The organism is Microcoleus sp. Pol7_A1 (genome assembly GCF_036701085.1).
Classification (GTDB): domain Bacteria; phylum Cyanobacteriota; class Cyanobacteriia; order Cyanobacteriales; family Microcoleaceae; genus Microcoleus; species Microcoleus asticus.
In genome coordinates this window covers 25893-39249 of record NZ_JAUBQD010000010.1, presented here as the reverse complement: position 1 = coordinate 39249, position 13357 = coordinate 25893, and the positions used below count along the sequence as shown (strand labels likewise).

11 protein-coding genes and 1 tRNA gene are annotated in these 13357 nt (G+C 43.6%); 11 read left to right on the top strand and 1 reads right to left on the bottom strand.

What is annotated here, in order from left to right; translation table 11 throughout:
- The first annotated feature begins 200 nt into the window (after positions 1-200).
- The 5 genes from QUA20_RS08590 to QUA20_RS08570 all read left to right on the top strand — a co-directional run bounded on the left by QUA20_RS08590 (position 201) and on the right by QUA20_RS08570 (position 5629).
- On the top strand, positions 201-1259 hold the full coding sequence (locus tag QUA20_RS08590) for a hemerythrin domain-containing protein (RefSeq protein ID WP_333187661.1): 1059 nt from the start codon (positions 201-203) through the stop codon (positions 1257-1259).
- A gap of 90 nt (positions 1260-1349) precedes the next feature.
- On the top strand, positions 1350-1745 hold the full coding sequence (locus QUA20_RS08585; RefSeq protein ID WP_333187658.1) for a hypothetical protein: 396 nt from the start codon (positions 1350-1352) through the stop codon (positions 1743-1745).
- Positions 1746-2291: 546 nt separating this feature from the next.
- Positions 2292-2813 carry a hypothetical protein gene (locus QUA20_RS08580; protein ID WP_333187655.1) on the top strand — a complete coding sequence of 174 codons (522 nt, stop codon included), beginning with the start codon at positions 2292-2294 and terminating at the stop codon, positions 2811-2813.
- 373 nt (positions 2814-3186) lie between these two features.
- Entirely contained in the window at positions 3187-3531 is a 345-nt protein-coding gene (locus QUA20_RS08575; protein ID WP_333187652.1) for a transposase, read from the top strand.
- 322 nt (positions 3532-3853) lie between these two features.
- Entirely contained in the window at positions 3854-5629 is a 1776-nt protein-coding gene (locus QUA20_RS08570) for an ATP-binding protein (RefSeq protein ID WP_333187649.1), read from the top strand.
- A gap of 333 nt (positions 5630-5962) precedes the next feature.
- Here QUA20_RS08570 and QUA20_RS08565 read toward each other — a convergent pair.
- Positions 5963-6047, bottom strand: a tRNA-Leu gene (locus QUA20_RS08565).
- A gap of 198 nt (positions 6048-6245) precedes the next feature.
- On the opposite strand from QUA20_RS08565, the gene ndhL reads away from it, so the two are divergent.
- The 6 genes from ndhL (at position 6246) to QUA20_RS08535 (ending at position 12898) form a co-directional block, all read left to right on the top strand.
- Complete coding sequence (gene ndhL / locus QUA20_RS08560; protein WP_172191609.1) at positions 6246-6461, top strand: NAD(P)H-quinone oxidoreductase subunit L; 216 nt, start codon at positions 6246-6248, stop codon at positions 6459-6461.
- Positions 6462-6767 (top strand): DUF3007 family protein, encoded by a 306-nt coding sequence (locus QUA20_RS08555; protein ID WP_172191607.1) that lies wholly within the window; start codon positions 6462-6464, stop codon positions 6765-6767.
- A 375-nt stretch (positions 6768-7142) separates the two neighbouring features.
- Entirely contained in the window at positions 7143-7940 is a 798-nt protein-coding gene (trpA, locus tag QUA20_RS08550) for a tryptophan synthase subunit alpha (protein ID WP_333187643.1), read from the top strand.
- Between the two features lie 680 nt (positions 7941-8620).
- Entirely contained in the window at positions 8621-9268 is a 648-nt protein-coding gene (locus QUA20_RS08545) for a DUF6658 family protein (protein WP_333187640.1), read from the top strand.
- A gap of 687 nt (positions 9269-9955) precedes the next feature.
- Entirely contained in the window at positions 9956-10402 is a 447-nt protein-coding gene (locus QUA20_RS08540) for a hypothetical protein (protein WP_333187637.1), read from the top strand.
- A gap of 96 nt (positions 10403-10498) precedes the next feature.
- Positions 10499-12898: an ATP-binding protein gene (locus QUA20_RS08535; protein WP_333187634.1), complete on the top strand. Its 2400-nt coding sequence runs from the start codon at positions 10499-10501 to the stop codon at positions 12896-12898.
- Positions 12899-13357 lie beyond the last annotated feature (459 nt).

Below are 13357 nucleotides of genomic sequence, written 5' to 3'. Positions count from 1 at the left end.
CAATTGATAACCTATTTCTGAACCGAGCGAGAACTCATCCAGATCGAGGAATTTCCGGGATGGCCGGACGCAACTGCGCTCGTGTTTTCCAAAAGCAGCAACATCCACTGCGAGAGAGATGAGCTGATGTTGGAAATTCTCTCAAATCTAAGGCAAAGTCTGTCTCCAATATCCAGTCAAACAGTAAAGGAGCAATGAAAATGGTATCGACTATTGATGACACCAAGCGCCTTGCGATCGCCACAAAACTGGCAGATATGAAAGCGCTACAAAATCTGCTCATTAGTAACGAGGAGAAATTCATTCAGGATTGTAGTGATGATGAGATTCGCAAGCGCTTACAGGATATGCTCGCAGACGATCGCAAAAACCTGGGCGTTATTGATACTGCGATCGTTCAGTACGGTGTCCCGAGCGAGCTTAAGGAAACAACCCAGAAGCTCGTAGAGGAAGTTGAGAAACTCATGGAAGGCTCTGAGCTAACTTTGTTTGAAAAAGTATTTGAGCAAGAATTGCTCAAGCACAAGCAGACGATGACTGGGCTGCTAATTCACAAAGCTGCTCAAGTTGTTGGTGCTGATATTGAAGCTGCGATCGCTCCTTTAAATGCAGTTAACTTTGAAAACCGCGCTCATCAAGAGCAACTCAAAGGAGTTCTGGAAGTTCTAGGCGTTCGCGAATTGACAGGACAAGAGCCATACCAAGGATTGTGGGGACGGGTTCAAGATGCTGTCGCCGCCTTATCAGGCGTGGCGGGTAGTGTGATAACGCGCACCGATGATGAGATGAGTATCCGCGACCTCCTCCGCATGGATCATACTAAAGCCGATACCTTATTCGCGGAAATTTTAGGTGCTGACGAACCTCAAAAAATTGCAGAGTATTTTGGACAACTCTACAAAGATCTAAAAGTTCACGGTACAGCGGAAGAACAAGTTCTCTACCCGGCAATTCGTCCGTATTACGAACACACGCAGGAAATATACGAGCAAACCGATGAAGTGATGGAGATGTTAGATGAAATTAAGCCTTTAGAGCCAGCTTCATCTGAGTTTAAAGCAAAAATTGAGCAGTTAAGAACTGCGACGCGAAATCACATAAATCAAGAAGAAAAAGATATATTCACCATAATCAGAGACAACTTCAGCGACGAGCAGCAAAAGCAAATGGCTACCGAGTTCAAAACCGTTAAAAGCCAACTACAAGAGCAAATGGCTGATTCCACTAGCGTAACAGCAAACTCATCAAATATGAAATGAATAGCTAAGCAAAACTTAGCTAGATTTTGACATTTCTAACCATCAACTGAAACGTTTTTATCAAAAATTATTCTCGGACTTTGTGTAATTATGAACAATCAAATGACGTGGAAGTACATATTTCAACTCAAGGCTGCGATCAATTGGATCGAATCTCTGGCTTTGCTGTTTGCCTACCGATGGATTCGCGAGTTGCTTGGTGAGAAACCCCTCACCAATCCTGAGTATTTACAACTGTTTGTCGTGTTAGTATTTGTTATCGGAATTGGCTATTGGTGGGTCAGTCAGGACATCTCGCGCAATCGCGAAATTGTAAAACTGGGAATTTACGCCCAATGTTCCGTCTTCGTTGTGCTAGCTTATCAAACTTTGATAGGCAATGTTCACCCACTTTATCTAATCCCGGGTGTCATTGACCTGATCTTTGCAATTCTCTTCGGCCTGTTTCTCTACTCGTATGCTCGGACTAAACCGACTTTTGAGTGACCCTGTAGGACCCTTAACAAAAAACTTTCTATTGGGGGCTTAAAGAGGATGAAAAATTAGAGACAAATCTTTAGCTTCGTTCGCCCCCCCAAATAAGCCGATTGAGTTTGGCGATTCGCTTACGATAGGAAGGAATGGAAAATAAATAACTTAATGAATTACTCAGGTTGGGGTCAGGGTAAACGCATCTTAACTTGAACCCAAAATAGGCTACAGTTAGAGCCGACTAATTTTCCATGTAATTTGTTGTATTTTAGGGATACTATCAATAGCAAAAGGTTTTAGTAAAAGTGTAACTTTCCCACAAAAAAAAATCATTGCCTGAGCGTGAATATTTTAAATGCCAGTTTTTTAGAGCATTTTGCTAACGTGAAAGACCCCCGAATAGCAGGGTAAACGCATCTTGTCAATAACGAGGGGTTTTAGCACAATAACTAGGCTTTATTGTTGTTTATTGAGAACGTTTTTTCCACCTGTAGCGTTTTTGTCTATATTCAAGCGCTATATATGGGAATTTAAAAATTAGATGCGTTTACCCTGGCACTAATGACCCTAAATGGTTCGATGAATGGAGCAGCATTTAAAGTATTTATTGAAAAATGCTTACTGCCTCAGTTAGGGGCAGGAGCCGTAGTGGTAATGGACAATCTTCCGGCTCATAAGATATCAAAAATTGCACCTTTAATTCAATCTGTTGGTGCAAAAGTTCTTTATTTACAGCAGATTCCATGTATATTTGGTACACGAGATTCAGTACACAAGCCCAAAAAAATGAAAGCTTATTCGATCGAGTTTCGTACAAAAATAGTGAAAGCCTATGAACAAGGTGATACATCAGTCAGGAAAGTAGTCCAACGTTTTGATGTCAGTAAAGCGTTTGTGCAAAAAATCTTAAAACAAAAACAAACGACTGGTCACGTTCAACCCAAAAAACCGGGGGGAAGCCTGAAAAGTGTGTTACACTCGTCCACAACTAAATTGATCCAGATGGTGGAAAAATATCCGGATAGCACCTTATCAGAATATTGTGAATATTGGCTAGAGAGCTACCAACAATCGGTCAGCTAAGCGTATGATGTGGATCGAATTAAAAAAACAAAATATGACGCGAAAAAAAAGACAATCCGGAGTAGTCAATCTGCCACCGACCGAGTGCAACTTTTGAGGTGTTCCTTCTTGGGATAAAGTGAAAAATATCGACCAAGAAAACCGGGCTTTTTTTGATGAAATGGGCGTTTGATTGGGGTTGACACGAACCCACGCACGTTCGACATATGGTAGTAGAGTCTACGATTTAAAAGCATTTTATCGGGGGCCAAAGTCACAGTTATTGGAGCAATCAGCTTAAAAAAAGTAGTAGGGTTAATGACGCTCAACGGGTCGATGGATAGTCAGGCATTTGCAGTTTTTGTTGAACACTGCTGAGTGCCAAACTTATGGGATGGTGCAGTCGAAGTTAATTGATAATCTACCAGCCCATAAATTGGCGGTGATTGAACCATTAAGTCAAGCGGCTGGTGCCAGTATCCTAAATTTATCACCCTATTCTCCTGACTTTTATCCGATCGAATTATGGTGGTCACAACTCAAAGCTTTTTTACGTGATTTTTCGCCCCCTACTAGCAAGAAGGTAGACATTTTACTTGGCGTAGGCACGCTTATTTGGTTAATATTAAGCACTTTAAAAACTGGTTTACAAGGTGATGCTACTGTACTTCATAAACCTGGAAGCCGCTGTATCAGGTCGCGCTTGACTAAACGAATCGCACCAGGGACAATATTTTAGCAAAAGTGCTGGAATTGAACATAGAACTGGCAGAAAAAGAAAAACGGCGAGAATCGGTAGTTGGGCTTTGTGTCCCAACTGACTAAAAATACTAATCGCTGTTATCATAAGTTTTGTAAATTTGCGTATAATCACATATATTGTTGATAGAGATCACAAACACTCTAGTCTAAAAACAGAGATACTAGGGGAAGCGTTGAGTTTTGAGTGAAAGATTTCAAAATTCAAAATTCAACACTCAAAACTGCTTTCGACCTTCCGCATAAGTGCATTCTGCTTCTCTTCGCTCAATTACTCCTGATTTGTGTGGGAGGAACTTCCAATGTTATTATTAACCCACAGTAAGTCCAAAAATAGCAAGGTACAAGAAAAGCACTATGCTCAAAAACATTTGTTACAAACTTCAACTATTAATATAAATGGGCTAAAGTCAGAATGCAACCATTTGCGGATAGGTCAAAAAATTAGCTATGGCTATGCTTTAGCTATCAGCATAGCGATTTTGGGAACTGGTGCGGGACTGAGATTGGGAGACTACTTTCGCAAGCAAGCTTTAGTTCAGGTAAATGTTGCTCAACAGCAGCAGCAACTGCTGCAAAATTTGCAAAATACCGTATTTGAAGCCCGATCGCACGCGGCGAGATTGCCAGTCGTTTTGGGAAACACTGTGGCGCTGAAATACGAAAAAGATCGGTTTTTTGGGCAAATCAATCAGGCAAAAATCCTGATTTCAGAAAGTGAATCTTTTGCACGAGAACGTCCCAAGAGACTAGCAACACAAGAGGCAGCATTGCAGGCTCTCTTGCAGAAATCTGCCCTCGTCATTGATTACTACGGTCAGCTAATTAAATTGCAGTTAAAAGAAGCGGAAGTTGGGAATTTGCCGCCCAACAGCATCGAGTCCGCACAGCTACAAATGTTGAGGACTAGCAGCGGTCAAGAGGCGATCGTACTAGATAACCTTGCTCAGAGTTTAACCAAGCTAATTTCTACTTTAGAAATTCACAAGCAGCAAGGAACCAAAGCATTAGAAGAAGCTGAAGGTTTGCGCAACCGAATTATTCTCGGGAGTATGCTAATTTCAGCACTCATCGCCGTTGCGCTGGCGGACAAAACCAGCCGCGCGATCGCCCAACCCCTCGAAACCGTTACTGATGTAGCTCAGCAAGTTGCTCGCGAATCGAATTTTAACCTGCAAGTACCAGTCACAACCCAAGACGAAATCGGAGTTTTAGCAGCCTCTTTCAATCAATTGATTCAGCGAGTTAGCGAGTATACAAAAGAACTCAAACAAACTCAATCCCAATTAATTCAGACCGAAAAAATGTCGTCTCTCGGCCAAATGGTTGCAGGGATAGCCCACGAAATCAAAAATCCCGTCAACTTCATCGGCGGCAACATTGACTATGCCAACAAATACATCGAAGATTTGACAAGTTTGGTAACTCTCTATCAACAATCCTATCCAAACCCACCAGATGCCATTCTAGAGCGCATCGAAGACATTGAACTCGAATTTCTCAGAGAAGATTTACCAAAAACCCTCTCTTCGATCAAAATGGGAGCCGATCGCATTCGCGAAATTGTCCTATCCATGCGCAACTTTTCGCGATCGGACGACGGCCAAATGAAATCAGCCGACATTCACGAAGGAATTGATAGCACCCTCGTAATTCTCAATCATCGGCTCAAACAAGGTATCCAAGTTATTAAACAATACGGCAAGTTGCCTGCGCTTGAGTGCTATCCAGCCCAACTCAATCAAGTATTTATGAACGTGATCGGCAATGCAATAGATGCCTTGGAAGAGGTGAAAAAGGGAGACAAAGGGTATTCGCCAACCATTTGGATTAGCACGGAAGTTACGGCAGACAATACTGTCACCGTCAAGATTCGGGATAACGGGCCCGGAATAGCGTCCGCCAGTGCCCAACAGATATTTGACCCATTTTTTACTACAAAGTCGATCGGCAAAGGCACTGGATTGGGATTGGCTATTTCCTGTCAAATCGTTGCCAAGCATCAAGGCAAAATTGAGGTAAATTCTCAAATAGGACAGGGCACGGAATTTGTGATTGCTTTGCCAGTTGCTGCTTAATATCACGCGGGGCGATCGGGATGAAAATAAAAAATCGGTTCCCACGGTCGCCCAATTTCCAAAACCAGACGACTTGCTCAACCAATTGCAGGCCCGACGTAAAAAGTCCGGGGCGAACTTGGCAGATATAGAGGCGCTTTTGGACATACTAGAAAACCATTAGCGCGAAAATTGAGCGAAAAACAGAACTATTGGTGACAATAAGTCTGAAACCGTTGAATCATATCGTTTTCGGTATCATGTCGCTCGTGCAACCGGAAACGATATCAACATTCAACAGTCAACAACCATTCCGGTGCAACCAGAATTGATATCACAAATGATTGAATTTCATGGGGGCGGAGGGACTTGAACCCACACGACCGTTTCGGGTCAACGGATTTTAAGTCCGTAGCGTCTACCATTCCGCCACGCCCCCCTTTGGTCAAGTTGCTGTGGTTTTGAGCCATTAACAACAACAGCCTTTTATTCTACAGCCAAAACCCCAATTTACGCAACCCCTAATCAAAAAATTCCCAAAAGTCGCGCTGAATCTCCCCAAGCGGTACAATAGTTAACCAGCTAGCGGAGCGTGTCAACCGACTTACCCGTGTTATTATTCCCCTAAAGCAAATCTATGTATATTACCTTACTGCTTTACGCCGTCTTGGCAGGAACCTACTTCCTGGTAGTACCCGCAGCCACCTACGCTTACCTAAACAGTCGCTGGTACGTCGCTACCTCTTTTGAGCGCGGCTTCATGTACTTCTTGATGTTCTTCTTCTTCCCAGGTATGTTTCTCCTAGCTCCCTTTTTGAATTTTCGGCCCAAACGGCGGCAGATAGAAGCCTAAATGCGACGTATTGACGTAATTGGAATCAGTCTCGGCTTTTTTGTAGCAGGTGGGTTTGTCTACTTGCTACTGCAATTTGCCGGACTCGACAGTATGAATGCAGGGATTTGGAGTCAGTTGTTTTTGGTCGCCGGCTTGATTGGCTGGCTGGTGACTTATTTATTTCGAGCACTGACTCAAAATATGACCTACAGTCAGCAACTGCAAGAGTACAAAGAAGCTGTTTTGCAGAAGCGGCTCGATGAACTCACTCCTGAAGAATTAGCCAAACTTCAAGCCGAAATAGAGCAGGAAAAAGATAATTAGTCAATAGTCCTTAGCCCTCAGTCATTAGTTATTAAGTAGCTGGGTACAAATAAACATTAGATGGGGATGGAGGGTTTTGCACTTGATAACTCTTTTGTATCATAGCTCCTGGCTCAAACCCACCCTACAAGATACGATTGTTTTTTGCGATGGCCTACTCAGTCATTAGTAATAAACTCTCTCACTAATGACTGGGGACTGATTTGATGGCTGATATCGCGTCCGGTAAAATAACCGTTATCACGTTTGTAGTGAGGACTGAAGTCCTCGGACTTTTATGAGGGCTGAAGCCTTCACTACAAACGAATTAGATTGCGGTCGATCGAGCGGACATCATATGATGACTGATGACCAATGACTGATGACTAATAACTAATGACTATTTCTAATTGTTTTGAAACCTTGCGCAAGAACCATCAATGTGCATTGATTCCTTTTATTACTGCTGGCGACCCAGACTTGGAGACAACGGCTAAAGCACTGCAAATTTTGGATGATAACGGTGCAGATGCGATCGAGCTTGGCGTTCCCTATTCTGACCCGCTAGCTGACGGGCCAGTGATTCAAGCCGCCGCTACTAGGGCTCTACAGCGGGGAACGACCTTAGATGCGGTGCTGGAAATGGTAGCGAAAGTTAGTCCTAATTTGCGATCGCCGATCATTCTCTTCACATACTACAACCCGATTTTGTACCGAGGTATAGAAACGTTTTTGCAGCAAATCAAAAGTGCCGGAGTTCAGGGATTGGTTGTACCAGACTTGCCCTTAGAAGAAGCCGACAGTCTCATCCAACCTGCCAACAAATTAGGGATTGAACTAACATTATTAGTTGCTCCGACAAGTCCCAAAAGTCGCATAGAAGCGATCGCTCGGGAGTCTCAAGGATTTATTTACTTGGTCAGCGTGACGGGGGTTACGGGAGTGCGCGAAGGCTTAGAAACACGAGCAAAAGAGTTGCTGCAAGAACTCCGCAGCATCACCGACAAACCCATCGGCGTCGGGTTTGGTATATCGAAACCCGAACACGCTCGCCAAGTCAAAGAATGGGGTGCAGACGCTGCGATTGTTGGCAGTGCTTTTGTCAAACGCTTGGCTGAAGGGACTCCAGAACAGGGTTTAGAGGCGATCGGCGAATTCTGCAAGAGTTTAAAAACAGCCATTCAAAATGTTTAGCAACTGTGCACATACTTTCAGCCATTAGACAGATGTGTGCGATCGAGATGTGCGGCGACAATTGCGATTAAAGACCTTGTTGTACTTGAGATCATACATCCACTACCTTCTGGTTCCTGACCGGAAGGTTTTTTTTGAGCTTAAAATGCCAAACATCTCAAGGTAGTGCGCGCACAGACAACCAAACGCGCTGCCAAGTAAGGAAATGGAATGGCATTGCCTTTCATCCTGTCAACTTAAGGCAAAATGTAGTGCCAGAATGCTGTTTGACGATTAGGCACAGATCGCCCGAGCGCCCCATTCTTAAGGGTAGAACAGTCCACTCTCTCACAGTCGCCTTTCTTAAGGGGGATGCGAGGCGCAGCTTGCCTCGAGTTAAAGCGAGATTTATCAAAGTTTCCAGGCGATTGTTGATACAAATAGACACAATGCCTTCTCCGGCGCGGGGAACTGCGACTTTTAATAATTGGTATCAGATTGACAATGGTCGATTGCTTCCTTGTTCCTTCTTGTTTCTTGTTCCTTCTGCTATAACTTGAGGAATGTAACTTGAGATAGATGAAAAGCTCCTGTTTCTATTCCTATACTTAAAAAAGTCTTTAAGTGGCTAATTTTGTAATGCTAGCCATGTACAAAGCCACCAGGCCTTTGAGCATATCACAATAGAAAGGAGCATTTTTATGAAGAGACTAACTGCATTTCTGAAAAAAATTCGAGCTGTACAAATTTTAACAGTGTTTCTGGCTGGCATTTTAGTATTAGTGAGCACGGCTTGCAGCCGCCCTGATGTGACGAGCGGAAAAACTGATGTGACGGCCGGAAAAACTGATGTGATGGCTGCAAAAACTGCCGACCAAATTAGAGAAGAAGTGCCTTCAGGGGCTATAACTTCCGAATACAAAGGCGGCATGAACGACTACCCCGATGTCGATCCCAGAAACGACAAGATGACAACAACAGAAGCAAAAGCTCAGCTTCTCAAAGAGCAAGCGCAGCACCGCATCGATACCAAATCTAGCAACAATGTAGGCGAAAACGTGCGACGGGTAGGGGACGACGCGCCTGACAAACTCAACCAAGTTGGTGAAAAGGTCAAGGACGATGCTCGCACGGCTCAGCAGAAAGCTGATAACTTTGGTGACAAAACCAAACAAGGCTTTGCTAATCTTAAAGAAAACACTCGCGAAGGCTTGAAGGGAGCAAAAGATATTGTTAAAGAAGCTACCCAGGGAGCAAAAGAAAGAGCAGCAGAGGGTACTGAGTCTCTGAGATATAACACCAGCGGCGGCCAAGAAAATATCAATGATGCAGCACGAGATGCAAGATAGAACGCTGAAGATGCCTCGGACAATATTTCCTAGAAAGTGAATCGGGATATTGACAGAACTCAACGAGTGGCAGACGCGATCGACTAATCTCAAATAACGCTGTTTCCTTCTCTGGAAACTAGATTCCGACAGGGGTTTTAATCCCTGTCGGAATCTAAGTATCTTCCTCTGAAGACGAATGCAGTTACGGCATATTTCTATTAGATTTCGGTTTTAACCCCTGCGAGGGCTATTAGCCCGGAAGTAGAGTGCAGGACGGGTTTGAGCAGAATAAAACAGTCTTGTCTTTTTCTAGGCGGGACTGAAGTGCTACTCATTTCGCGACGATTTTTTTATTATTTGTATAGATTTTATTTTAAATTTTTAAGCTAGAAATTTTTCCATATCGTAGCGGAAATTTGGGTCGATCGATCTCTATTAAATTCAATTAATTACAGGTTGTATTTTTAGAGAAACCATACTTCCGTGTTTATACGGTCTTTCGCGTTTATTTAACCGCATTTGAGATTAGCAGCAGAAACTTATACGTAAGTAAAAGGCTCCAACCCCGCTCGCCAATGTATAAAATATTGTTCATTAACAGATAATTAGAATTTTAGATCTGACGCTCAAAAATTATGGTGTTTATGCCCTAATATAGATACATTAAGTTTTGTCAAGCTAATGTCGGAGTTGAGGTCAGCCGATATGGACGGAACAGTAGATGTAGTAGATTTGACTGCGCTAATGCCTGGATCTAACCAGATCGCGCAATCGTACACCAATTCTGGAAGGGCTGTCGATCGGGGCGCGCGCCATCTTGACCGGCAACCCGGCTTTAGCAAACTCTTGCAGTTTCGCAACCGGCGGGCGACGGTCAAAAATCTCGATATTCCCGGCACAATTGCTGCGCGCAGTATAAAATCCTACGCCCGCAGTTACGTCTTTGTCGCGGAAATTTTTGGCGGCGCGGTATTCCGAGAAGACGATCGAGTAAAGCAGTCACCGTTAATTGCATCGCTCGAAATATTCCTCAAGCGAACAGACATTCTCAACGAACTCGAACGAAGCCCAGTTATTTACAAATATATGAAACCTCCCAATATGGGAATTAATCTTGACTGTTACCGACCAGATTTAGGAGGATCAAATTGAGCAAAAAGAGGCGACGGATTCGGGATATATTCGATCGCTCCGAAGCCGCGAGACAGGAAAAATGGATGCAAACCTTATCTTGAGAATTGTGTTTAAATGCTAGTAACAATGATGCACGAGTTTTATGATGCGCTGGCAGATTTGGCAATCTATGCAGATGTCACACCGGCGGAGCGCCAACAAATCCTTAAGCGCGTTGGGGCTAGTCAGAAAAAACTCAAAGAATTCGCGCACCATACCCCGCTCAATTACCAGCACAAGTTCGATCTGGTTGAGGCAGAATTGCTCCGCGTTTTGGGCCAGACAGCAGAAGCAATGGAACTGTACGATCGAGCTATTACCGGAGCTAAAGCTAACGAATATTTGAATGAAGAAGCTCTTGCCTGCGAACTAGCTGCTAAGTTTTACCTGTCATTGGAAAGAGAAAAATTTGCGCGAGTTTACATGATAGATGCCTATGATTGCTATGTCCGCTGGGGAGATAAAGCCAAAGTTGACGACTTAGAAAAACGCTATCCTCAATTGTTAAAACCGATTTTAGAACTCGCAAAACTCTCTGCAAATCCATTAGCAAATTTTCCAATACCTGCGGGGCAAAATCAATCGCTTCATCCATCCATTCATCCGTCTGTTTCGGCTAGCGTCTCAGATTTTGGAAATTTTTCAAGTCTGCTAAAAGCTTGTCAAGCCCTCTCTAGAGAAATTCAGCTCGATCGACTGATTGCCAAACTGATGCAACTGGCGATGACAAATACAGGATCGGACAAAGCAGTGCTGATTTTGCCAAACGGCAATCAATGGGAAATCGCTGCTACAAGCGCGATCGACAATTATGGAGTCGATCGCCCGATCGACTTATCATCCGCAACACTCGATGAAAACAGCGAGATCTTGCCCCTCAAAATTGTTGACTGCGTTAAAAACTTGTTGAAACCTGTGATTGTGCGGGACATCGCTCAAAAATGTGATTGGGATTCCGACTCCTACATCCTCAAATACGAACCGCAGAGCGCGTTGTGTTGGCCGATTCTCGATCGAGGCAACTTAGTCGGCATTTTGTATCTGGAAAATCGGTTAACCGCAGGAGTTTTTACCCGCGATCGCCTGCAACTTCTCAATCTCCTGTGTTCCCAGGCAGCCATCTGTTTGCAAAATGCTCTGCTGTATAAAAAATATCAGGATGACAACCAACAATTAGAGCGATCGCTAGCAAAATTCACCCGAACCGAAGCTCAGCTTGCCGATCAAAAACAAATGCTCCAAGCGATTATTGATGTTGCTCCGATTTGGATTTGGATGGTTAATCTCAGCGGTAAAGTACAGTTTTTGAACGAGACCTTTTCTCAACATATAGGCGTGCCTGTGAGCGCTTTCCTAGCTGTCGATCATTACAAAGATCTAATGGGGGAGGATGCAGCGGGCTGTATGGTTTCAGATGCCGCCTGCCTTGCTCAAGATTTGCCACATTACTCCAGCGAAACTTTCAAATTTGTTGACGGCAAACTACACTACTTAGAAATCACGAAAGTGCAGCTAAAAAATTGCCAGGGTGAGACGATCGGGATTATTGGTTTAGGTGTTGATGCCACCGAGCGCAAGCGAGCAGCGGAACTTTTGCAAGAGCAAAACCAACAGCTCGAAGAAACTTTAAAAGATTTACAGCAAGCGCAACTGCAACTCGTTCAAAATGAAAAAATGTCTGCTTTGGGCAATTTAGTCGCCGGAGTCGCCCACGAAATTAACAATCCGATTGGGTTTATTTCTGGCAATTTAAATGAAGCTAAAAGGAGTTTAGAAGATGTGATAGAACACTTAAAATTGTATCGCTCCGCTGCACCGAAATCGGAAATGGCAGACCACGCCGAAGAGATAGACCTCGATTATCTTTTGGAAGATTTACCGAAGATGATTGATTCAATGCAAGTCGGGTGCGATCGCATTTGCAGCATCAGCACCAGTTTGCGTACCTTCTCCCGAGGCGACAAAGACTACAAAGTTCCTTTTAATATTCACGAAGGCATTAATAGCGCTATTTTAATTTTAAAACACCGCCTCAAAGCAAACGAATACCGTCCGCAGATTGAAGTGATGACTAAATACGGCAATCTTCCTAAAATCGAATGTTTTCCCGGTCAATTAAATCAAGTTTTCATGAACCTGCTTGCCAATGCGATCGATGCCTTAGAAGAGTCAAATTTAGGACGCAGTTTTACTGAAATTGCCGCCAATCCCAACCGCATCACAATTTGCACTGATGTAATGGGCGAAGCGCACATTAAAATTAAAATTGCTGATAACGGCACCGGGATGAAAGAGGAAGTGAAACAGCAGATATTCGACCATTTGTTCACGACGAAAGGTGTCGGCAAAGGAACTGGATTGGGGTTGGCAATTGTCCACCAAATTGCGGTAGAAAAACATGGCGGAAGTATCGAGGTGAATGCGGATCTAGGAATTGGCACTGAGTTTGCGATCGTTTTGCCTGTCAAAGGATAAATTTTAATTAAAATTAAATCAGGACTTAGGCACAGACACTATCTGTAGGGTGCGAAGCGTGCACCTTACCTCCACAAATAGTGTAAAAATTGCTCTCTTGCGCAAGTCCTATAAATGTTTCTTTGTGGGCGAGTGCGGGTATTAGTCCTGCACGCATACTGACTGATGAAAACGGGTTTATTCGTATATTTCTCGTTACTAGACGCAAAAATTCGTATAAACTAGGAATCGCGTCCATACGGGAACCCTGAAAGTCTCCGAAGTGTTGTTATAGTTAAGCTTAAAGGTTTTTTGGGCGATCGCGCGATACTAAGTAGGTGATTACTCACATCTTGCACCATTCTCAATAATCCTTTTAGGGCGCGCAGGATGCCCACCCCACCCGAAAATTGAATTTTTGTGGAACAGGTCGGAAAGCCTGTTCTTGAGAATCGTGCAACACAGGATTTATTACAAATA

Excerpts from the sequence above, each read along its gene's own strand:
- QUA20_RS08590 (WP_333187661.1), top strand. The coding sequence starts at position 201 with ATGGTATCGACTATTGATGACACCAAGCGCCTTGCGATCGCCACAAAA.
- QUA20_RS08585 (WP_333187658.1), top strand. The coding sequence starts at position 1,350 with ATGAACAATCAAATGACGTGGAAGTACATATTTCAACTCAAGGCTGCG.
- QUA20_RS08580 (WP_333187655.1), top strand. The coding sequence starts at position 2,292 with ATGACCCTAAATGGTTCGATGAATGGAGCAGCATTTAAAGTATTTATT.
- QUA20_RS08575 (WP_333187652.1), top strand. The coding sequence starts at position 3,187 with ATGGTGCAGTCGAAGTTAATTGATAATCTACCAGCCCATAAATTGGCG.
- QUA20_RS08570 (WP_333187649.1), top strand. The coding sequence starts at position 3,854 with ATGTTATTATTAACCCACAGTAAGTCCAAAAATAGCAAGGTACAAGAA.
- ndhL (WP_172191609.1), top strand. The coding sequence starts at position 6,246 with ATGTATATTACCTTACTGCTTTACGCCGTCTTGGCAGGAACCTACTTC.
- QUA20_RS08555 (WP_172191607.1), top strand. The coding sequence starts at position 6,462 with ATGCGACGTATTGACGTAATTGGAATCAGTCTCGGCTTTTTTGTAGCA.
- trpA (WP_333187643.1), top strand. The coding sequence starts at position 7,143 with ATGACTATTTCTAATTGTTTTGAAACCTTGCGCAAGAACCATCAATGT.
- QUA20_RS08545 (WP_333187640.1), top strand. The coding sequence starts at position 8,621 with ATGAAGAGACTAACTGCATTTCTGAAAAAAATTCGAGCTGTACAAATT.
- QUA20_RS08540 (WP_333187637.1), top strand. The coding sequence starts at position 9,956 with ATGGACGGAACAGTAGATGTAGTAGATTTGACTGCGCTAATGCCTGGA.
- QUA20_RS08535 (WP_333187634.1), top strand. The coding sequence starts at position 10,499 with ATGCTAGTAACAATGATGCACGAGTTTTATGATGCGCTGGCAGATTTG.